This window comes from Sorangium sp. KYC3313 (assembly GCF_052075895.1).
GTDB lineage: Bacteria > Myxococcota_A > Polyangia > Polyangiales > Polyangiaceae > Sorangium > Sorangium cellulosum_B.
Genome location: NZ_CP197255.1, coordinates 5464914 through 5487028 on the forward strand (window position 1 = coordinate 5464914; position 22115 = coordinate 5487028).

The window sequence follows — 22115 nt, forward strand, 5'->3', positions numbered from 1 at the left end:
GCTGCCGCGGAATGCGCCCTGCGGCGAGGGGGCGCACTTACTCCCTCGTGAAGGCCGAGAGGCGGCGCAGCAGTCCCGAGAGCTGCGGGTACATGTCGCGGTAGATCCCCAGCAGCGCCGCGTAGCGCCCCCGGCGCGCGGCATCGGGATGGAACGTCGCCGTGGCGGTCCCGCGCATCGCCCGCGCGGCCGCCTCGATGCTCCCGACCAGCCCGGCGCCGGCGGCCGCGCACATGGCGGCGCCCAGGCACGCCGCCTCGACCGTCTCGGACCGCTCGATGGCGACGCCCGTCGCGTCGGCCATCACGGCGCACCAGAGGTCGCTCGCGGCCACGCCGCCGACCGCGGCGAACTCCGCGACCTCGATCCCGGCCGCGCCCCGCATCAGGTCCAGCACCAGGGCCTGCTCGAGCGCGACGCCCTCGATCAGGGCGCGGTAGACGTGGCCGCGCCCGTGCGCGTCCGTGAGGCCCAGGATCGCGCCGCGGGCGTCGGGATCCCAGTGGGGGTTCATGGCGCCCTCCCAGTAGGGCAAGAGCAGCAGGCCGCCGCTGCCGGGCGGCAGCGACGCGGCCTCGGCCTCGAACGCGGCCATCGCGGCCCCGTCGCGCGGATCGACGCCCAGCTGGCGGCGCAGGTACCAGTCCGAGAGCAGCGCCCCGCTGCGCAGGCTGCTCTCCAGCACGTAGCCGCGGCCGGAGGCGCTGGTCATGGTCCGCCACGCCGGGTCCTGCCGCGGCTCGGCGCAAAAGACGCCGAAGACCACCGCCGTGCCCAGGTTCAGGTAGGCGCGCCGCGGGTCCAGAGCGTCCACGCCGAGCCCCGCCATCTGGCCGTCGCCGCCGCCGGCCAGCACCGGCGTGCCCTCGCGCAGGCCGGTGGCCGCCGCGGCGGCCGCCGACACAGCGCCGAGCGGCGCGCCGGGAGGGAGCGCCTCCGGCAGCCGGTCGGGCGTGATGCCGGCCGCGGCGCAGAGCTCCTCGGACCAGCGGTGCGCGCCGATGTCGAAGAGCGCGAGCGGGTCGGCGCTCGCCCAGCTGGTGCGGGCGCGCCCGGTCAGCGCCTGCACGAGGTACGCCTGCACGTCGCAGAAGAGGGCCGTGCGGCGGTGGGTCTCCGGCTCCTCGCCGGCCAGCCAGGCGATCTTGGGCAGCGCCGGGCCGAAGTCCGCGGCCTTGCCGGACAGCGCCCGCAGGCGGTCCTGCCCGATGCGGTCGATCACGGCGCCGAGGTGCCCGCGCGCGCGGCCGTCCAGCCAGAGCATGGCGGGGCGGAGCGGCTCGCCGTCGGGACCGAGGCAGGCGAAGGTCTCGCGCTGGTGCGCGATCGCGAGGCCAGCGATGCGGCCCGGGTCCACCGCGGCGGTGACGCCGGCGACCGCCTGGCACAGGGCAGCCCACCAGTCCCGGGGATCCTGCTCGAATCGCTCAGGAGCCGGCCGGGCCAGCGAGAGCGGCGCCCGGCCGGCGGCGTGCAAGCGCCCCTGGACGTCGAAGGCCGCCGCCTTGGCCGCGGTGGTGCTCAGGTCGATGCCGAGAACGAGGTCGGCCGACATGGCGCCGTCAGCGCCCCGGAACGCAGGATTGACAAGCGATCACGGGCGCAGACTACAGTAGGGAATCGCGCCGGCACAATCGTCCAGCGCGGCCCTGCCGGGGAGCCGGCGGCGTCTTGAAAGGGAGACTGGAACGGTGCGCGCAACCTTCATTCACGGCATCCGCGATGTCCGGCTCGGCGAGGTGGAACCTCCGCGGCCGCGCGAGGGCATGGTGACGATCCAGGTCGCGGGCTGCGGGATCTGCGGCAGCGACCTGCACTATTACCTGGAGGGCGGGATCGGCGCGGCGCAGGTCCGGGCCCCCTTCGTGCCAGGGCACGAGTTCGCCGGCTGGGTCGTCGACGACCACCCGGCGCTGGGCCTGTCGAGGGGGCAGCTGGTCGCCGTCGACCCCGCGCACGCCTGCGGCCGCTGCGAGTGGTGCCACCGCGGCCACGTGAACCTGTGCCCGCACGTGGAGTTCCTGGGCGCGCCGCCGCTTCACGGCGGCATGGCGGAGCGGCTGGCGGTGCGCCCCGAGCAGCTGGTGCCGGTCCCCCGCAGCTTCTCGGTGCGAAAGGCCGTGATGCTGGAGCCGCTGGGCGTCGCGATCCACGCGATGGACCTGGCGCGGCCCCACCTGCAGGAGACGGTGGCGGTGCTGGGGTGCGGGCCGATCGCGCTGTGCCTGGTCCAGCTCGCGCGCCTGGCCGGCGTCGCGCGCGTCTTCGCGGTCGACCCTGTCGCGTACCGGGCCGAGGCCGCGCGCCGGCTGGGCGCGCACGACGCTGCGCCGACGTTCGCGGCCATCGCGGAGTGGACGGGCGGCCGCGGCGTCGATCTCGTGATCGAGGCGACGAACTCGCCCGAGGGCTTCCACCACGCGGCCGAGGCCGCGCGCATCGGCGGGCGGATCCTGCTGGCGGGCATCCCCGAGGGCGATCGCTATTCGCTGCCGGCGGCGCTGTGCCGCCGCAAGGGGCTGAAGATCAAGTTCTCCCGGCGCATGGGGCACGTGTACCCGCGGGCGATCCGCCTGGTCGCCGACGGGGCGGTGGACGTCGAGTCCATCGTCACCCACCGGTTCGATCTGTCCGAGGCCGAAATGGGCTTCCGCCTGCAGGCGGATTGCCAGGACGGGGCGCTGAAGTCGATCATCGTTCCGGGCGAAGGCGACACGCCGTTCTGATCGGGGGTCGCCGCGCGGGATCTCCAGGCGAGGCAGCGCGGATCTCCTTCTTCCCTTCGATCCCTGTCACACGAGCTAGACCCACTTCGTCATTGTGACGGCGAGCGCGGGGTCACAGGAGCAAGGCACCGGTCGCTCGCGTGATCGACAAGGGAGAAAGACATGAAGATCGTGGTTATCGGTGGAACCGGGCTGATCGGGACGAAGCTCGTGCGCAGGCTCCGCCAGCGGGGCCATGAGGTCGTCGCGGCGTCGCCGTCCACGGGCGTCAACAGCCTCACGGGCGAGGGGCTCGCCGGAGCGCTCGCAGGGGCCGAGGTCGTGGTCGACGTGGCGAACTCGCCGTCGTTCGAGGACAAGGCGGTCCTCGCCTTCTTCGAGACCTCGGGCCGCAACCTGCTCGCCGCCGAGGCCGCCGCGGGCGTCAGGCATCATGTGGCGCTCTCGGTGGTCGGCACCGATCGAATGCTCGGCAGCGGCTATTTTCGCGCGAAGATGGCGCAGGAGGCGCTGATCGAGGCCTCCGGGATCCCCTACACCCTCCTGCGGGCCACGCAGTTCTTCGAGTTCATGGACGGCATCGCGCGCTCCAGCGCCGACGCCGAGCGGGTCCGCCTCTCGTCGGCGCACCTGCAGCCGATCGCGTCCGAGGACGTCGCCGAGGCCCTGGCCGACGTCGCGCTCGGGGCGCCCGTGAATGGCATCCTCGAGGTGGCCGGCCCCGACAGGCGCCCGCTCGCCGAGTTCGTCGGCAAGTACCTGAGCGCGAAGAAGGACCGCCGCGAGGTGATCGCCGACGCGGAGGCGCCCTATTTCGGTCTCCGGATCGACGATCGATCGCTCACCCCGGGCGACGGCGCGCGCGTCATGCCGACGCGCTTCGACGACTGGCTCGCCCTGTCGCTGGCCGGCGCGGCGTGAGGCATCCGGTGGGACGCTCCAAGCGATCCATCGATCGTATCCCTGCGGGGCGTGGTCAGCGCCGTCCGAGCGGCTTCACGACGAGCGCCCCGGTCTTGACATAGCGCTCGTAGACGACACGCAGCTCCGCGTCGTCGAGCCCCTGCTCGTCGTCGATGAGGTAGACCCCGCGCTGCGGGTCGCGGTAAACGTTCGCCTGGAACTCCTCCCAGCTCATGATTTCGTCTCGGTCCGGCGTGGACTCGTCGGACTCGGACGAAGTGGAGGGCTCCGTGCCGCCGCAACCGGCGAGCGCGAGCGCCACCACGGGCACGCAGAGAAGCACAGACAGGGAGCTCGCGACGCGGCTCCTGGACAGACGCCTCGAAGACGATCCTCGATTCATTGAAACACCTTTCACGGCAAGGTCACACGTTGCTGGCAACCAGGAGATCCTGCCGGCGGCGATTCGACATCCAGCGCCGACAGCATCTGGCATATTTACACAGGAATCGAGGGACATGGAAGTCCCGTGCGGGAGTGGCAGAACACTTTAGTTGCCGCGTCGCCGCCGGCGGGGGGTGCGGTCTCGGCGGTGACTGCGCCTTGCGAGCCAGGAGGATGAAGAGAAGCGCGCACAGCGTCTGCCACAGGTCGTGTAAATCGAATGAATCCGGCGCGCCTGGGCTACCTCGGCCCCATCATGGCGCGCGTCGGAGGGGGTCGACTTGGCTCCGGGGTCCGCGGGGTGGTGACGAAGTGATTTTCCCCCGCTTCCTCTGTACCCTCTTCGTTCGCGGGGAGGTCTTGTCACGATGCTTTCCCCCTCGATGGTCGTCGCGAGCGCGAACGACCCGTGCTGCGCTCCGGAGCGAGCCGAGGCGATGATCAGAAGCTGACGACGAGCTCGCCGCCTGCCGTGGCGTTGTTGCCCTCGAGGAGCTCGGGGACCTCGCCGTAGGCGTCCACGATGGCCCCGAGGGTGTAGGTGTCCACCGGGAGGTAGGTGTCAGCGGGGACGACGAGGCTCTCGCACTGGCCTACGGCGAGGCCTGGCACCCAGGCGCCTCCGGCGAGGAAGTCGGCCGTCGTGATCGTCGCGCCGGCGGACAGCCGGACTTCCACCATGGTGCCGTAGCTCGGGGCCGTCCCCTGGTTGCAGACGGTGATCGAGGCGTCGAAGAGGCTGCCCTGCGTGACGCTCGGCGGGCCGCTCACCGCCGAGACGACGAGATCGGGGCCGTGGCCGATGGCCATCAGCTCGCCGGCGGCGGCGTTGTTGGTCTCGATGAGCTCCTGGACGGGGCCGTTCAGGTCCACGATCACGCCGAGGTGGTAGGCGCCGTCGGGAGCGTAGGCGCCGGCGGCCACGGTGACGCTCTCGCACTGGCCAGGGCTCAGCCCGGGGACCCAGCTGCTGCCGATATGGATATCGGAGGGCGTGACCGTCGCATCCGACGACAGCAGCACATCGACGCTCGTACCTCCGCTCGGGGTGGTGCCCTGGTTGCAGACGGCAACGACGATGTCGAAGCTGCTGCCTGGCAGGGCGCTGGACGGGCCCTCCACCGCGGAGACGATGAGGTCCGGCCGGTAGCCGACGCCGAACACGCCGCTTGCGTTGGTGTTGTTGGTCTCGATGAGCTCTTGAATCGAGCTGAAAGGGTCCACGACGGCGGCGAGGCGATAGGCGCCGTCGGGCGCCGCCAGGTAGGTGGGGACGGTCACGACCGTGCACTGGCCACGATCCAGGTACGGCACCGGCGCGCTTCCGGCGAAGAAACCGGTGCCAGCATCCTGGTCGCCGGCCGCCAGGCGCAGCTCCACGTCGCTGCCGTAGCTCGGCTGCGTGCCCTGGTTGCAGACGGTGACCTCGGCGTCGACGCTGCTGCCTGGCAAGGCGCTGGCCGGGCCCTCCACCGCGCTCACGATGAGGTCCGGTCGATGGCCGACGCCGATCACGCTGCCCGCCGCGGCGTTGTTGGTCTCGATGAGCTCGGGAGTCCAGCCGTACGGATCGACGAGCGCGCCCAGGTGGTAGGCGCCGTCAGGCGCGTAAGCGCTCGCCGGAAAGGTCACGGTGGCGCACTGGCCCGGCGCCAGGTACGGCACCGGCCCGCTTCCGGCCAGGAAGTCGGCCGTCGTGATGGTCGCGTCCAAGGAGAGGCGCAGCTCCACGTCGCCGCCGTAGCCCTCCAGCGTGCCCTGGTTGCAGACGGTGATTTCGGCGTTGAAGTTATCACCGGGGGCGAGGCTCGGCGGCCCGCTCATGGCGGAGACGATGAAATCCGGCCCGAAGCCGACGCCGATCACGCTGCCCGCCACGGCGTTGTTGGTCTCGATGAGCTCGACGAGCGATTCGCCCGGGTCCACGATCGCCCCGAGGTGGTGGACGCCGTCGGGCCCATAGGCGCTCGCAGCGACGAGCACGGAGGTGCACTGTCCAGGGCTCAGGCCGGGCACATAGCCGCTCCCGGCGTGGATGTCCGCGGGCGAGATCGCGCCGTCGCTCGACAGGAAGAGCTCGAGGTCGACCCCGTAGCTCGGCTGCGTGCCCTGGTTGCACACGGTGACGGAAGCGTCGAAGCCGCTGCCCGGCAGGACGCTGGGCGGGCCGCTGACCGAGGAGACGATGAGGTCGGGCCAGTTGCCGACGCCGATCACGGCGCCCACCTCGGCGTTGTTCGTCTCGATGAGCTCGGGAACCCAGTTGTCCCGGTCGACGAGCGCGCCCAGGTGATAGGCACCGTCGGGCACGTACGCGCTCGCCGGGAAGGTCACGGCGGCGCACTGGCCCGGATCCAGGTACGGCACCGGACCGCTGCCAGCAGGGGAATCCGCCATGGTGAGGGTCGCGTCCGCGGAGAGCAGCAGCTCCACCTGGGTGCCGTAGCTCGGCTGGGTGCCCTGGTTGCAGACCGTGACCGACGCGTCGAAGCTTCCGCCAGGGATGATGCTCGGCGGCCCGCTCACGGCGGAGACGACGAGATCCGGCGCGTGGCCGACGCCGATCAGATCGCCCGGCGCCGCGTTGTTGGTCTCGATCAACTCGGGCTGCCAGTCGTACGGATCGACGAGCGCGCCGAGGTGATAGGCGCCGTCGGCCACATACACGCTGGCGGGGATCGTCACGGCCGCGCACTGGCCGGGATCCAGGTAAGGCGTCGGCGCGCCGCCCGCGAGCGCGTCGGCCTCCGTGATCGTGGCGTCGGCGGACAGGCGCAGCTCCACCATGCTGGAGCCCGGGGTCATGCCCTGGTTGCAGACGGTGATCTCCGCGTCGAAGCCGCTGCCCGGCAGGACGCTGGGCGGGCCGCTCACGGAAGCGACGGTGAAGTCTGGCAAGTAGCCGATGCCGATCGGAGCGCCTGAGGCCGCGTTGTTGGTCTCGATGAGCTCGGGGACCCAGCCCTGCGGGTCGACGATCGCGCCGAGGTGGTAGGCGCCCTCGGTCACATAAGCGCTCGCCGGGAAGGTCACGGTGGCGCACTGGCCCGGATCCAGGTAGGGCACAGGACCGCCGCCGGCGAGGAAGTCGGCGGTCGTGACCGTCGCATCCGCGGAGACGCGCAGCTCGACGTGGGTGCCGTAGCTCGTCTGCGTGCCCTGGTTGCAGACGGTGACCGACGCGTCGAAACCGCCGCCGGGGAACACGCTCGGCGGCCCGCTCACGGCGGAGACGAGGAGGTCGGGGCCATGGCCGACGCCGATCAGGCTGCCCGCCGCCGCGTTGTTGGTCTCGATGAGCTCGAGGAGCGAGCCGCCCGGGTCCACGACGGCGCCGAGGTGATAGGCGCCGTCGGGCACGTAGGCGTTCGCGGGCACCGCGACGGAGGCGCACTGCCCGGGGCTCAGACCGGGCACATGGCCGCCCCCCGCGGGCGCGTCGAACGGCGTGATCGCCTGATCGGACGAGAGCACCACGGCGATGTCGCTGCCGTAGCTCTGCGTCGTGCCCTGGTTGCAGACGGTGACGGAGGCGCTGAATCCGCTGCCGGGCACGACGACCGGCGGCCCGCTCACCGCCGAGACGATGAGATCCGGCAGATAGCCCACGCCGAACAGCCCGCCCGACGCGGCGTTGTTGGCCTCGTTCAGCTCTTCTTGCCAGTCGTACAGATCGACGATCGCGCCGAGGTGATAGGCGCCGTCTGGCACGTAAGCGCTCGCAAGGACGGTCACGGCGGCGCATTGCCCCGGATCCAGGTACGGCGTCTGGGCGCCGCCGGCGGGCGGGTCGGTCCCCGTGATGTTGTCGTCGGCTGACAGGCGCAGCTCCAGGGCTGCGCTGTAGCTCGGGGTCGTGCCCTGGTTGCAGACGGTGACGGCGGCGTCGAAGCCGCTGCCCGGAACGGCGCTCGGCGGGGCGCTCACCGAGGTGACGATGAGATCTGGCCGATAGCCGATGCCGACCACCTCGCCAGCTGCGGCGTTGTTGTTCTCGATGAGCTCGGGGACGCTGCCGTACCGATCGACGATCGCGCCCAGGTGGTAGGCGCCCTCAGGCGCGTAAGCGCCCACGTGGAGCGTTCGCGTGGTGCACTGCCCCGGATCGAGGTACGGCACCGCATCGACGCCGATGGGCACGTCGTTCGCCGTGATGATCCCGTCCGAGGAGAGGTACAGCTCCACGTCGCTGCCATAGCTCGTCTGCGTGCCCTGGTTGCAGACGGTGACCGAGGCGTCGAGGATGCCGCCAGGCATCGCGCTCGGCGGCCCGCTCACCGAGGACACGATGAGGTCCGGCTGGTAGCCGACACCGATCACGCCGCCCGCCGCGGCGTTGTTCGCCTCGATGAGCTCGACGACCCAGTCCGGGGCGTCCACGATCGCGCCCAGCGTGTACGCGCCGTCGGGCACGTACGTGTTTGCGGGGATGGTCGTGGAGAAGCACTGTCCGGGGCTCAGGTAGGGCACATGGCCGGCTCCGATCGGGAAATCGGCGGGCGTGATCTCGCCATCGGGCGAGAGCAGGAGGTCGACGTCGGCGCCGTAGCTCGGCTGCGTACCCTGGTTGCAGACGGTGACCGACGCGTCGAACCAGGCGCCGGGCCCCTGGCTCGGCGGCCCGCTCACCGCCGAGACGACGAGGTCCGGCTGGTAGCCGACGCCGAGCAGCCCGCCCGCCAGCGCGTTGTTGGACGTGATGAGCTCCGCGTACCAGCCGTTCTCGTGCGCGATCGCGCCGAGATGATAGACGCCTTCGGGGACACTGGCGCTGGCGGGCATGATCACCGACTCGCACTGGCCAGGATCCAGCCATGGAACCGGAATGCCGCCGAGGAGGTGATCCGACGGCTCGATCGCGGCGTCCGGCGAGAGGAGCACATCCACGAGCGCGCTCTGGCTCGGCGTCGTGCCCTGGTTGCACACCGTGGCCTGGACCTCGAAGCCGCCGCCGGGGGGCGCGCTCGGGGGGCCGCTCACGGCCGAGACGATGAGATCCGGGCCGTAGCCGATGCCGATCTCGCCTGCGACCGCCGCGTTGTTGGTCTCCGACAGCTCGATCACCTGCTCGAACGAGTCCACCACGACGCCGAGCGTGTACGCGCCATCGGGCACGGCCGCGGCGGTCTGGACGCCGAGCTCGACGCATTGCCCCGCGTCGAGATACCCCAGCGGCGCATAGCCGGTGATGGGATCCGACGGTGTGATGATGTCGTCGTCCGACAGACTCACCTCGACCTGGGTGCTGTAGCTCGCCGAGTTGCCCTGGTTGCACACAGTGACCCACGTCGTGAAATAGCCGCCTGGCAGGACGCTGGGCGGCGCGCTCGCGCTCGAGATCACGAGGTCGGGCTCGTCGCCTGTGAGCGCCCCGGTCGCGGCCCCGATCGGCTCGGGATCGTCAGGGGGTCCGCTGCTCCCGCACCCCACGGTCATCGCCAGCATGCCGAACACGAAGCACGCCCGTCGCACCAGAGATACTGTTAGGCTGAGCATAGAGAATCAGGAGAAGCTGGGGGCGCGTCCACGTCAAGGGGGTCGCGATTCTCGCTGGAGTTTCGCGGGACAGGGGCGTTGCGCCGGCACGAGGCGAGGGGCGCCTCCGCTTCCCTGGCGTCTTCGGTGGCGAGGCGCGCGCGCGGTGACCTTGCGCCTTGCGCCCACCGCTGGAACCTGAGAGAGGAGCTCCATGAACGGGAAGGTCTGCATCGTCACCGGCGGCAACACGGGCATTGGCAAGGAGACGGCCCGCGGCCTCGCGCAGCGCGGCGCGAAGGTGGTGCTGGCGTGCCGCGACACGGGCAAAGCGGAGGCGGCGCGCGACGACATCGCGCGCTCCACCGGCCGCAAGGATGTGGAGGTGATCGCGCTGGATCTCGGGAGCAAGGCGAGCATCCGCGCCTTCGGCGAGCGCTTCCGCGCCGCGCACGAGCGCCTGGACGTCCTGGTGAACAACGCCGGGGTGTGGCGGAGCGCGCGCGGCACGACCGAGGACGGGCTCGAGGCGACGTTCGGGGTGAACCACGTGGGGACGTGGCTGCTCACGCAGGACCTCCTCCCGCTCCTGAAGAAGAGCGCGCCGTCGCGGGTCGTGGTCCTGTCCTCGAAGCTGCACTACCGCGGCCGGATGGACTGGGAGGACCTGCAGTTCGAGCGGCGAAAGTACGGCACGACCGCGGCGTACAGCCAGTCGAAGCTCGCGAACGTGCTCTTCACCAAGGCGCTGGCCCGGCGGCTCGAGGGCACCGGCGTCACGGTCAACGCCGTCCATCCGGGCGTGGTCAGCACGGACCTGATGCGCGATTATCCAAAGCTCCTGATGAAGCTCTTCAACCTGTTCCTGCTCACGCCCGAGCAAGGGGCCGAGTGCTCGCTGCATGCGGCCACGGCGCCGGAGCTGGCCGGGGTGACGGGCGAGTACTTCGAGAAGAGCCGCATCAAGCCGGCGGCCGAGGCGGCGCTCGACGAGGCCGCGCAGGAGCGGCTCTGGGCGCTGACCGAGGGGCTGGCAGTGTAGCGCCCCGCCGCGGCGCGCGGTCGAGCGCGACGCTCGCAGAGCAGGCAAAGGCACCGATGCTGCACGAACCCGAACGCCACGAGGCATTGAACTCCGTCGCATGGGACGAGGACGTCGCGCGCGACGCCATCCAGGGCATCGTTCGCGACACCGAGGCGCGCTCCTCGGAAGACGCGTACTGGCCGCTGCACCCGAAGGACATCGCGCCCGGCGACGACCCGAGCCAGCCGGCGCTGCCGCTCTACCACGGCGCTTCAGGCGTCATCTGGGCGCTGCGCTACCTGCATGCGGTGGGGGCGGCGCCGGGCGCGAGGCGCACTACAGAGCAGCTCGACGCGCTCTTGCCACGCAACCGCGCGTGGCTGGCCTCGATGCCGGGCGATGAGAGCGCCGCGTTCATGATGGGGGACACGCCCATCCTCCTGATGGCGCAGGGCGAGCGGCCCACCGAGGAACGAGCCGACCGGCTCGCGGCCCTCATCGAGCGCAACCTCGATCACCCGGCGCGCGAGCTGATGTGGGGGGCGCCCGGCACCATGCTGGCGGCGTCGTTCTTGCACGAGCGCTTCGGCGACGCGCGCTGGGCCGATCTCTTCCGCCGCACCGCCGCGCGCCTCTGGTCGCAGCTTCAGTGGTCCGACGAGCACGGTTGTCATTACTGGTCGCAAGACCTCTACGGCCGCCGAAGCACCTATCTCGACGCCGTCCACGGGTTCGTCGCGACCGCGCGTGCGCTCCTCCATGGCCGGCACCTCCTGGACGCCGGCGACTGGGCAGCCTGGGAGCAGGCCATCGCCACCACGATCGGGCGGACAGCCACGCGAGAAGGCAGATTGGCCAGCTGGCCAGCGCAGCTGGCTTTACAAGGCGATGCCCCGTACCCCCGGCTGATGCAGTTCTGCCACGGCGCGCCCGGCTTCGTCATCTGTCTTTCCGAACTCCCCAGCCCCACGCTCGACGAGCTCCTGTGGGCCGCCGGCGAGGCGACGTGGGCGGCCGGGCCTCTTTGCAAAGGCTCCAACCTTTGCCATGGCACAGGCGGAAACGGCTACGCCTTCCTCAAGCTCCACGAGCGCACGGGCGACGCGCTCTGGCTGGATCGCGCGCGCGCCTTCGCGATGCACGGCATCGTGCAGACGCAGGAGGACGCGCGCCGGTATGGACAGCTGCGCTACTCGCTCTGGACGGGCGATCTGGGGTTCGCGGTCTACCTCTGGGACTGCATCCGCGCCAAACCGGCTTTCCCGACGCTCGATGTCTTCTATCCGCCCGCGTAGCGAAGCCCTGGAGGCGCTGCGGTCACGCCTGGCTCAGCGGGTGTTGGAGCGGATCTCGCGAACGAAGAGAGAGTAACGCCAAGGCGCCAAGGCGCAAAGACGAAAAGATACACGAGATCTGTTCTTTTTTTTTTTTTTTTTGCGTCTTTGCGTCTTTGCGTCTTTGCGCCTTGGCGTTGAATTCTCTCTCTCCGGATTCATTGCCAGGACGCCTGGCGGACGGAATTAGGGGCAGCTCGGCCGCCACGCGTCGTCGGCGAAGTACCTGGCGATGAGGTCGTGGAGCGGGCGATCGTAGTCGCGCAGCTCGGCCCGGGTGTCGATGTCGTTGTGGATCCCGTTCGTGGGGATCGCCTCGGTGTTGGCGTCGAACCAGGACTGGACCCCCTCGGCCCAGTATTCGTCCTTGTTCGTCGCCGCGTAGGTGTTCTCCCATCTCCCCGCCTGGAGCGCGGCATCGAACACGTCCTCGAGCTCCCCGTTGAACGTCGGCTCGACGAAGGCGATGCCCATGATCGCGATGGCGTGCGAGAACTCGTGCACGCCGCGTCAGGCACCTTCTCGGAGCTGATGACGGGAATCCCCGAGGCGTCGACGTACTTCTCGTAGAAAGGGTCGAACCCCAGGTCGGGCGGCACCTCCGAGACGCTCCCGCACTCGCCCTCGGGCTCTCCTCCTCCTCCTCCGCCGGCCCCGGCGCCCGTCGCGGCGCTGGAGGTCGCGCCCTCCGCCGCGCTCGAGCTGGCCTCCGCGGCGCCGCCGGAGCCGCCGCTGCCGGCTGGACCCGCGCCGCCGCCGCCTGCGCCGTCCTCGCCGGCCGGCGGCTCAGAACAGGCGGCCAGGGCGCAGGTGAGGAGAGCGATCAAAGCAACTCGTCCATGCACGCTTTCACGCATGCGCGCGAGGCTACAAGAGCTGAAGCCAGCATCCAAGTCGCGCGCCGGCCGAATGGGCAGTTGATGGTGTCAGCCGGCGCGGCCCCCTGGCGGTGACGGCGCAGGAGCTGGCACAGCCCGGCGCACGGCGAGCCGCGCCGCGCGGCCGAAGCACTGGATTCCACGAGCTTTCTGCGTCGCGCCAGGCGCCGGTGCGCGCGGCACGCCGCGTGCTGGCGGAGCGGGCATGACGGTGCAGGAACGACGGGAGCACGCATGATGGAGCGCTCACCCAGCGATCACGTTCACCCTTTGTCCCAGCCGCGCATTGGTGCGGCCCTCTTGTCGCTCGCCCTTGGCGTCGGCTGCTCGGGCGAGACCCGGCTCCCGGCGGAGGAGCACCCACCGGAGACGAAGGTGTGCGACTTCGAGCTTCCTGTGGCCGCCTCGCCTGCGCTGAGCGGCGATCTTCGCATCAACGAGGTGATGACCGGCAACGACGGCGCCTGGGTCGACGAGGTCGGCGAGACGGACGATTTCATCGAGCTGATGAACATCGGCCAGCGCGCGCTCGATCTCGGGGAGTACGCGCTGAGCGACAAGTCCGGCAAGGCGACACGGCTGCCGAAGCTGACGCTCGGGCCGGGGCGAACGGCGCTGTTCTGGGCCGACGACACGCCGGAGCAGGGCCCGCTGCACCTGCCGTTCAAGCTCTCGAACTCGGGCGCGCGCGTGGCGCTGTGGTCGTCGTCGTGCCTGCTCGCCGACCTGGTGAATGTGCCGGAGCTGCCGCGGTCCGAGAGCTACGCGCGCTTGCCCGACGGCACGGGCGAGCTGTCGATCTGCCGCTATGCCACGCCCGAGCGAGAGAACGGCGAGACCTGCGGTCCGCCGGATCCGCCGAACCTCGACGACAGCATCCGCTTCGCGCCTTTCCAGTGGCCCGAGCCGTTCCCGGCCATCGCCGGGCCGCTGGTCATCTCCGAGCTCTCGCTGCGGCCCGCGGGGTTCGTCGAGGTGCTGAACGCGAGCGGCGCGCCCGTCGCGCTCGACGGCTTCGCGCTGCGCCTCGCGGCGCTCTCTCCGGGGCAGGCGCCGCCCGGCGCCGATGCGGGCGTGCTGCTCGCGTGGCCCGAGCCGTCCGCCACGCTCGCGCCCGGGGAGCGGTTGAGCGTCCCGGTGGGCGCGAGCGACACGGCCGAGCTCGAGGCCTCGCCCGATTTCGAGGGCGTGGCGACGCTGTGGCGCGAGGACAGCCCGGAGCCGAGCGATCGCGTCGACTTCATGGCCTGGCCCGAAGGCGCGTCGCTGGCCCGCGTGCCCGACGCCACCGGGGCGCCGCGCTTCTGCGGGGCGGCGAGCCCCGGCGCCGCGAACGAGGGCTGCGCCGAGCTCCCGGGGCGGGAGCTCGCGAGCGGGCGCGCGCACCGGCTGGAGACGGCCGCGGACTTCGCCGAGCTGGCCGAGGGCGGCACCGCGGTCGGTGAGCTCGGCGTCAAGTTCGTCGTCGACATGGCCGCGAACGACACGGTGCACCTCCTGAGCACGCGCCAGTGGGCGCTCCACTACACGTTCGTCCGCGAGCAGATCCGGAAGGAGCCCCACCTCGATCGCTGCGATCCCGAGCAAGCCGCGGAGTTCAACGTCGGCTGGGGCTTGTTCAGCCAGACCGAGTACTTCCGGTCCGAGGGCCGTCGCTACCTCCTCGGCACGCTGGTCGAGCACACCAACGGAGCCAAGACCGTCGAGTTCTCGCCCGGCGACCAGATCGTCGGCGAGCAGATGCGGCGCGCGTTCTTCGCGGCGATGAAGGCGGTGCCCGACCCGGAGGCGTGGGCGATACGGCCCACCGAAGGGCGCCAGATCATCGAGCTGCGGGCGATCGAAGGGACCGCGCCCATCGTGGGGCCGAACGCGCCGTACAAGGGGCTCACGTACCAGTCGCTCAACCCGGCCGAGGGCTTTGGCACGCTGACGTTCGTCCCGGCGCGCGATCTGGAGACGGCCGAGCTCGGGCCGAACGTGATCGTGGTGACCGACGACGTGCCGAACGAGACCGCGTTCATGGGCGGCCTCATCACCGAGGCGTTCCAGACGCCGCTCGCGCACGTGAACGTGCTGGCGCGCGGCCGGGGCACGCCGAACATGGCCCTGCGCGGCGCGCGCGGCGACGCGCGCCTCAAGGCCCTGTTCGGCAAGCTGGTGCGGCTCGAGGTGCGCGCGTCGGACTTCGACATCCGCGAGGCCACCGCGCAGGAGGCGGACGCTTACTGGGAGAAGCGCAAGCCGACCGGCGCGCGGCTCGCGCCGGCGCTCGACCGCTCCGTGCGCGGGATCGTGCCGCTCGACGCCGCGGGCTACGCCATGGGCGACAGCATCGGCGCCAAGGCGGCAGGCATGGCCGAGCTGTACCGCGTGAGCGGCGTGGGGCAGTATTGCCCGCTCGACCTGCTGCCGCTGTACGTGCCGCCCGCCGCGTTCGCGATCCCGTTCTCGCACTACATGGATCATTTCGAGGCGAGCGGCGCGGCGGAGCTCCTCGCCGAGCTCGAGCAGGATCCCGAGTTCCGCGCCGATCCGCACGCGCACGCCGAGGGCCTGGCCGAGGTGCGGGCGCGGATGCTGGCGCACCCGGTGGACCCTGCGATCCTGAGCGAGGTCACGGGCGCGATCGAGCAGCGCTTCGGCGGCGACCGCGTGCGCCTGCGCAGCAGCAGCAACACCGAGGATCTCGCGACCTTCAACGGCGCGGGCCTGCACACGTCGACGAGCGGCGACCTGGACGCCGAGTCGAGCTCCATCGAGGACGCGCTGCGCACCGTCTGGTCGAGCCTGTGGAACACGCGCGCTTACGACGAGCGCGAGTTCGGCCACGTCGAGCAGGCGCGCGCGGCCATGGCCGTGCTGGTGCACCAGGCCTGGCAATCGGAGCGCGCGCAGGGCGTGGCGATCAGCCGCAACGCGCTCGACGCCACCCGCGACAGCCAGTACTACATCAACGCGCAGATCGGCGAGGCCTCGGTCACCAACCCCGCGCCCGGCGTGACCAGCGACGAGATCGTGTACACGCCGCCGCCCCGCACGATCAAGGCGGAGTACCACACGCGCTCGAGCCTGTCGCGCGGGCGCGACGTGCTGTCGTTCCCGGAGGTCCAGCGGCTCGGGTGCGTGCTCGAGTCCGTCCACGCTCATTACCGGCCGCTGGTGGACCCGGAGGGGGAGAACCACCTCTACGCGATGCAGATCGAATGGAAGCTGATCGGCCCGGAGCGCCGGCTGCTGGTCAAGCAGGCGCGGCCCTACGGCTTCGGCGCGCTGGAGGCGCCCGGCGACTGCCGCGAATACTAGAGCGGCGGTCACCCGCTTCGGATACGGGCCCACCTCGACGTTTTCGGTGCTCAGCGCACCGGAGTGCGCTTGCGCGCCGAAAACGCCGATCTGGGCCCGTCTCCTGTGCGGGTGACCGCCGCTCTGCTCTGCATGGTGCTGAGGTGGGCGGAAACCGCTGTAGATCCTCTCATTCGAGGAAGACCGTGATCGGATGCAAGCTCCTGGTGGCCGGGCGGTTCGCCGGATCCGTGGAGCAGGAAGGGTGGTAGATGCCGTTCTTGGGGGCAATGGGGTCGCAATAGCTGCTACACGGGCCAAGGAGCTGGATCTCCCCGCACGGCTGGATGGCGCCAGTCGTCTCGTCGATGTGCCCGGCGGCGCAGTCGCGAAGCGCCGCGCGTGAGCTCGCATCGTTCTCTGGAACATGGCAGGCATAGAGCGCCGGCGAGCTCCCGTAGATGTTGCCCCAGAACGCGCCCTCCTCCCTCGTGAACGTGGACACCTCCGGCGAGTTTTGCTTGTTGATCGCCTTCGTGGGTCCACGCGAAGAGAGCGCGACGGAGACCCTGTAGTAGTTGGTGCGCGCCGCGAGGCACGCCGAGACCCAGCGCTGTCCGTCCCCATCCAGCGGGTCCCACGCCCAGCTCCTCGCGAGGCCGAGCACGCCTGTGTAGATCTCGTCGTGATAGACGCCAGAGGCGTCGATCCAGCCGAAGCGGAATGATTGCGAGCTTTCGAGGGCGCATTCGACGGCGTACCTCAGGTGCTCGCGTGAGATCGCGCCGTTCGGCCCGGGGTCCAGGATCGCGGTAAGCGCCTGCGAGCCAAGGGAGATGATGCTCAAGGCGCCGATGGCCAGCGCGTTGGGATTGAGCGCGTTGGGGTTCAGCGCGTTGGGATTGAGCGCGTTGGGATTGAGCGCATTGTCGCCCTCCAGCGCGCTCTGCGCTTCGCCCAAGGGCTCTTCCAGCCACTCTCCGTCCTCGGCGCATCCGGTTCCGGCCAGAACGATGAGCGGTATCAGACCTACCATGGTATTTCGAGCCATATCAGTCCCCCACTGAAAGGCTGCAATTCTGGTAATAATGGCAGAGTTTGCTGAGGGTGTCGAGTGAGCGGGTCGAAGTAATGGCGTGAGGTCTGACGGACAGACGTCTGGAGCGTGAGGGGGACTTCGATGGCGTCCTCTGTCTCGCCTGTTCCGCCCCTGGTCGATCTCGGGTACGTCGTTGGCGGCGAGGAGTTGGCGGCGAGGAGATCGACCGGCGCTCGGTGCGGGGGCGCCTCGGCGGTTCCGCCGGTGCTTGCTGAGCGTTTACAGGCGCGCCGTCGACCGTTAGTTTCGCGAGCAGCGAGGTGCCCATGTCCACATCTGCCGAAGGTCCGACGTCCGATAAATTCATCACCCCCGTGCGCTGGGGCGTCCTCGGGGCGAGCAACTTCGCGTTGACGGTCAGCCTGCCCGGCATGAAGCGGGGGCCGCTGACCCAGCTCGCCGCGCTGGCGTCGCGCGACATCGGCAAGGCGCGCGAGGCCGCGCGGTCGCTCGGGATCCCGAAGGCGTACGGCAGCTACGATGAGCTGCTCGAGGATCCGGAGATCGACGCCGTCTACAACCCGCTGCCCAACCACCTGCACGTGACGTGGACGGCGCGCGCCGCCCGCGCCGGCAAGCATGTCCTGTGCGAGAAGCCGATCGCGCTCAGCGCCAGGGACGCCGAGGCGCTCGTCGACGTCCAGCGCGAGACGGGCAAGCTGATCGCCGAAGCGTTCATGATCCGCAACCACCCGCAGTGGCAGCAGGCCAGGGACCGGGTGCGAGACGGCCAGATCGGCGATCTGGTCAGCGTCCAGGCGGCGTTCTCGTATTTCAACCGCGACGCGACCAACATCCGCAACAAGAAGGAAGTCGGGGGCGGCGCGCTCTACGACATCGGCTGCTACGCGGTGAACACGTCGCGCTTCCTGTTCGGACGCGAGCCCGTGCGGGCGATCGCGCTCGTCGAGCGCGATCCCGAGTTCGGCACCGATCGCGTGACCTCGGGCCTCGTCGACTACGGCGGCGCGCACCTGACGTTCACGTGCAGCACGCAGGCGGTGGCCTACCAGCGCGTGAACGCGCTCGGTACCAGGGGACGCCTCGAGATAGAGATCCCGTTCAACGCCCCCGCCGACCAGCCGTGCAAGATCTTCCTCGATGACGGCTCGACGCTGAACTGCAGCTCGGCCAGGGTCACCTCGTTCCCCGCCGTCGACCAGTACCACCTGCAGAGCGAGGCGTTCTCGCGCGCCATCCGCGCGGGCGGTCCGGTCGAGAATTCGATCGAGGTCGCGGTGGGCAACATGCGGGTCATCGACGCGCTCTTCCGTTCCGTCGAGAGCGGGCGCTGGGAGAGGGTCTAGCGGCGCGTCAGCGCGTGACGGCGCCGAGCTCCACGAAGGCTCCGTCGGTCATGACCACGAAGGGGCGCTCGTCGAAGGTCAGACCGCCCTTGCCGTCGTGGTCGACGATCTGCAGCTTGCCCATGCCGTAACCCATCGGGCCGCGCGCGTAGTAGTGCGCCTGCAGGGTGTACCGGCTCGCTCGCTGCTCCCGGGGCGCGCGGATGGTGAAGCACTCGGGCCCGTAGCCGGTGGTCACGTCGGCGTAGAGGCGCCCGCCGCCTGGCAGCGCCGGGTCGCCGTAATAGGCGTGGCCGCCGCGGTCGTCCCGGATGTGGAAGTCGACGTCGTTGGCGTCGGTCTCCCAGTTCAGCACGAAGCGGAGCGAGGGCGCGCTTTCGAGCGCGGCGCCGGCCTTCGCGAGCCGGGCCAGGATGGCCGCCCGGCGCGCGGGCTCCGCCTTGAGCCACGCCGCGGCGACCAGGCCGAGATCCTCGCGCAGGATGCTTTCCACGCCCACGAAGCGCCCCGGCGGGTAACGCCGCGCGACGCCCGCCGCGAGCGCGTCGAAGGCGGCGGCGTGCTCGCCCCGCTTGAGGCGGGCGAACGCGAGCAAGCGGTGGCTCGCGGGGTGGTCGGGACGCTGCTCGCGCGCCTTCTCGTAGGTGTCGACCGCCAGCTCGAGGCCGGCGCCGCCCGCGAGCCGCTCGAGGCGCGCGCCGGCGAAGCGGCGGAGGTCCGCGCGCGCCGGGAACAGATCGATCAGCGATCCGTACGCGCGGGCGGCGCCCGGCGTGTCGCTCGCCGCCTCGAGCGCCTCGCCGAGCGCGACGAGCGCGAGCACGTCGCCGGGGGCCTCGGCGTGCCAGGCCCGGGCGTCGCGCGCGGCGGCCGGCGCGTCGCCCCGGGCGAGGGTGTCGTGGATCTGCTTGAAGCGGCCGGCGTACGGCTCCGATCGAGGGGGCGCGGCGTCGTCGGCCGCGGCCGGCGCGGGCGCGGGCGCGCCGCTCGGGGGCGGCGAGAACAGGAGCGGGTACACCACGTCGACGCTGCCGCCCTCGGGCGCGGGGAAGGTGAGGTCGCGGAAGGCGCGGACCACGCAGGAGACCGCGGCGCTGTCGGGCAGATCGGAGCCGCCGTCGCGCGCGTTGACGAGCGCGCCGCGCGGGTCGATGGTGAAGCGCACGACGACGCGGCCTTGCAAGCCCGCGTCGCGCTGGAGCCCGTGCTCGTAGCAGAGGCGGAAGCGGCCGAAGCTCTGGCGGACGATGCGCTGGATCACCTCCGGCGGGAGGCGGCCGCTCACCTGGGTGGCGCCCGCGCGGACCTGCGGCGCCCTGGTCCGGTGGTCGCCGGCGAGGCGGCCGTGCCCGCTGCCGAAGCCCTGGCCGGTGCCCGTGGCCGACATGGCGCTCGGCGCGGGCGCCGCGGCCCCGGCCGCGGGCCCGCTGCCGTGGCCAAGGGTGCCGATCTCGCCGAGGCCGATGCCCTCGCCGCGGCCGCCGCCGCCCTCGCCGACGCCCGATAGCCCGAGCCCGCCGGCGACCCCGCTGGCGCCCGACGGCGCGAGCACGTCCGCGCCGAAGGTGTATTGGCTGTCCGCGCCCGCAGGGGGCGCCGGCGGCGCCGGGGGAGGGCGCAGGGCAGCGCTCTCGCCAGGGGAAACGCCGGCTCCCTGCTCGGAGAACACCTCGGCGCGCTTGCCAGGCGAAGCGCCGGCGACCGGGCTCTGGGCCGGCGCGGGGGCCGGCGGCTTCCCGGCTTGCGGCCGCGAGCGCCTCTGCACGGCGACGCGGCCGCCCTCCACGGTCAGGATGTCGGAGAGCCCTCGCCGGACGATGTCGAAGCGCGCGTAGTCGTGCTCGGTCTCCAGCACGAGCAGCGCGGTGTACGGGCTCAGCACCCGGTGCGCGATCGAGAGGTCGATGATCTGCTTGCGGATCGCGTCCTGGTCGCCCCCGGCGCCCTCTCGGGCGAGGAGGCCGTCGATCTTCGCCCGGGCCCAGGAGCGCTCGAGCAGCGGGCGCTCCACGCCGCGGAGGTCGGGCGTCGTGGTGCGGCCGTCGACCGTGAGCCGGACGGGCAGCTCGGCCGGCACCTCGGCGTAGACGAGCGCCTCGTCGCCGGGCTGCACGCCGTTCAGGGTGCGGGGCCAGACCCAGCGCGCGCCCTCGATGTTCACCGCGATCCCCGAGCGCGTGGCCGAGCCGAGGCGCCGCTCGATCTCGGCGGCGCCGCGCGCGCCGTCGACCACGGCGCCGTCGCGGGGCAGGCCCGCCGCGACGAGCTGCCGCAGCGCGGCCTCGTCGCGGAGGCCGCCGAGCGCGACCGCGTCGAGCCGCTCGACCCCCGCGCCTCGCAGCGCCGCCGCGGCGCCGCGCAGCGCGCCCGGCGCGACCTCGCCCGCCGTCGCGATGCCGTCGGAGAGCAGCACGACGCGCCGCTGGCCGCGGGCGCGCGCGCGTTCGCCGGCCCAGCGGAGCGCGCGCCCGAGATCCGAGGCGCCGAGCGCCTGCCGCTCGCGGATGCGCGCGATCTCGACCTCGCCGAACGCCGACGCCGCGCCGTCGAAGACGGGGGTGACGGCCTGGTCGTAGCAGGCGACGGTGAGCGGCGCGCCCGGGCCGCCCGCCTGGGCGACCGCCCGCGCGAGGGCCGCGAGCACGCCGAGCTGCTCCTCGAGCCCGAGCGCGCGTGAGGCGCTCGTGTCCACGAGGATCATCGCGGAGGCGAGCGGATCGGGCCGCGCGTCCACCGGCGCGTTCACGCGGGCGAGCACGAGCTCGCCGCTGCGCAGGCCGCCACGCGCCTCGATCGACGTGAGCCGCGCGGGATCCACCACGAAATCGGCCTCGGGCGCGGCGTCGTTCCGGCGCAGCGCGTGGACGGGCGCCGCGGCGCCGGCGACGGTGGCCTCGATGTCGAGGCGGCTCACCGTGGGCAGGCCGCGCAAGGGGACGGCGAAGGGCGCGTCCGGGCGGAGCTCCTGGGAGTACGACAGGACGATGTGCTTCACGCCGCGCGCCGGGATGGGGAAGACCCGCGCGCTCACCTCGTTGCCCGCCGCCTGCTCGAGCAGCGCAGGGTCCTGCTTGCGGTGGAGGAAATCCTCGTACGCCTCGCGCGCGCGCTGGCGCTCGACGACCTCGCCTTCCTGCCACCGGTCGTCGATCTTCATGGCGAGGCGCCCGACGCTCGCGCCGGGCGGCAGCGTCACGCTGAAGGTGCCCTCGAGCACGCGATCCTCGGGGTTCTCGAAGGTGAGGTGCAGCTCGGCGAGCGCGAGCGGCGCCTCGATCACCGCGCGGCCGGTGAGCGCGACGAGGCGCAGCCCGGTGCCGTCCGCGGCGGTGAGCCGGATGGGCGCGGCCTCGGCGCGGCGCGCCGCGACGGCGACCGCCGGCGCGGCGGGCAGGGGGCGCGGTGCGCCAGCCCCGGGCCCGCCCGAGAGCGTGGCGGGGGTGGCGGGCGGCGAGGGGCTGTCCGCGCAGCTGAAGAGGGCAGGGACGAGGGCGGCGATCGCGGCGAGCGCAGCGCGGCTGCGGAGGAGGGCTCTGGGCACGGGGGATCTCCGGTCGTTGCGCGGCGGGCCGCGCCTGAGCGCGGGCCCGCGAGCGGTGGGGCACGGCGATCGACAGCCCGGGCGGCCCGGAGGTTCCCG

12 protein-coding genes are annotated in these 22115 nt (G+C 71.8%); 6 read left to right on the top strand and 6 right to left on the bottom strand.

What is annotated here, in order from left to right:
* Positions 1-37 precede the first annotated feature (37 nt).
* Positions 38-1555 carry a xylulokinase gene (locus ACSRUE_RS21450; protein ID WP_441292617.1) on the bottom strand — a complete coding sequence of 506 codons (1518 nt, stop codon included), beginning with the start codon at positions 1553-1555 and terminating at the stop codon, positions 38-40.
* A 136-nt stretch (positions 1556-1691) separates the two neighbouring features.
* Here ACSRUE_RS21450 and ACSRUE_RS21455 point away from each other — a divergent pair, with 136 nt between their 5' ends.
* Together ACSRUE_RS21455 and ACSRUE_RS21460 are read left to right on the top strand one after the other, a co-directional pair.
* On the top strand, positions 1692-2726 hold the full coding sequence (locus ACSRUE_RS21455) for a zinc-dependent alcohol dehydrogenase (protein WP_441292618.1): 1035 nt from the start codon (positions 1692-1694) through the stop codon (positions 2724-2726).
* Positions 2727-2888: 162 nt separating this feature from the next.
* Positions 2889-3647 carry an SDR family oxidoreductase gene (locus ACSRUE_RS21460; RefSeq protein ID WP_441292619.1) on the top strand — a complete coding sequence of 253 codons (759 nt, stop codon included), beginning with the start codon at positions 2889-2891 and terminating at the stop codon, positions 3645-3647.
* A 55-nt stretch (positions 3648-3702) separates the two neighbouring features.
* Here the strand turns inward: ACSRUE_RS21460 and ACSRUE_RS21465 are convergent, their stop codons facing one another.
* Both ACSRUE_RS21465 and ACSRUE_RS21470 read right to left on the bottom strand, forming a co-directional pair.
* Entirely contained in the window at positions 3703-3972 is a 270-nt protein-coding gene (locus ACSRUE_RS21465) for a hypothetical protein (RefSeq protein ID WP_437766046.1), read from the bottom strand.
* A gap of 542 nt (positions 3973-4514) precedes the next feature.
* A complete protein-coding gene (locus ACSRUE_RS21470) occupies positions 4515-9545 on the bottom strand; it encodes a CARDB domain-containing protein (RefSeq protein WP_441292620.1) in 5031 nt (1676 codons plus the stop codon).
* Positions 9546-9762: 217 nt separating this feature from the next.
* Here ACSRUE_RS21470 and ACSRUE_RS21475 point away from each other — a divergent pair, with 217 nt between their 5' ends.
* Entirely contained in the window at positions 9763-10590 is an 828-nt protein-coding gene (locus ACSRUE_RS21475) for an SDR family oxidoreductase (protein WP_441292621.1), read from the top strand.
* A 56-nt stretch (positions 10591-10646) separates the two neighbouring features.
* Entirely contained in the window at positions 10647-11867 is a 1221-nt protein-coding gene (locus ACSRUE_RS21480) for a lanthionine synthetase C family protein (RefSeq protein ID WP_441292622.1), read from the top strand.
* A gap of 225 nt (positions 11868-12092) precedes the next feature.
* Here the strand turns inward: ACSRUE_RS21480 and ACSRUE_RS21485 are convergent, their stop codons facing one another.
* Positions 12093-12410: a hypothetical protein gene (locus tag ACSRUE_RS21485; RefSeq protein ID WP_441292623.1), complete on the bottom strand. Its 318-nt coding sequence runs from the start codon at positions 12408-12410 to the stop codon at positions 12093-12095.
* Positions 12411-13084: 674 nt separating this feature from the next.
* Between ACSRUE_RS21485 and ACSRUE_RS21490 the strand changes: the two genes are divergently transcribed.
* Positions 13085-16090: a PEP/pyruvate-binding domain-containing protein gene (locus tag ACSRUE_RS21490; RefSeq protein WP_441292624.1), complete on the top strand. Its 3006-nt coding sequence runs from the start codon at positions 13085-13087 to the stop codon at positions 16088-16090.
* 169 nt (positions 16091-16259) lie between these two features.
* Here the strand turns inward: ACSRUE_RS21490 and ACSRUE_RS21495 are convergent, their stop codons facing one another.
* On the bottom strand, positions 16260-17030 hold the full coding sequence (locus ACSRUE_RS21495) for a hypothetical protein (RefSeq protein ID WP_441292625.1): 771 nt from the start codon (positions 17028-17030) through the stop codon (positions 16260-16262).
* A 404-nt stretch (positions 17031-17434) separates the two neighbouring features.
* Between ACSRUE_RS21495 and ACSRUE_RS21500 the strand changes: the two genes are divergently transcribed.
* On the top strand, positions 17435-18475 hold the full coding sequence (locus tag ACSRUE_RS21500) for a Gfo/Idh/MocA family protein (RefSeq protein ID WP_441292626.1): 1041 nt from the start codon (positions 17435-17437) through the stop codon (positions 18473-18475).
* A 7-nt stretch (positions 18476-18482) separates the two neighbouring features.
* Here the strand turns inward: ACSRUE_RS21500 and ACSRUE_RS21505 are convergent, their stop codons facing one another.
* On the bottom strand, positions 18483-22016 hold the full coding sequence (locus ACSRUE_RS21505) for an AgmX/PglI C-terminal domain-containing protein (protein WP_441292627.1): 3534 nt from the start codon (positions 22014-22016) through the stop codon (positions 18483-18485).
* Between the last annotated feature and the right edge of the window lie 99 nt (positions 22017-22115).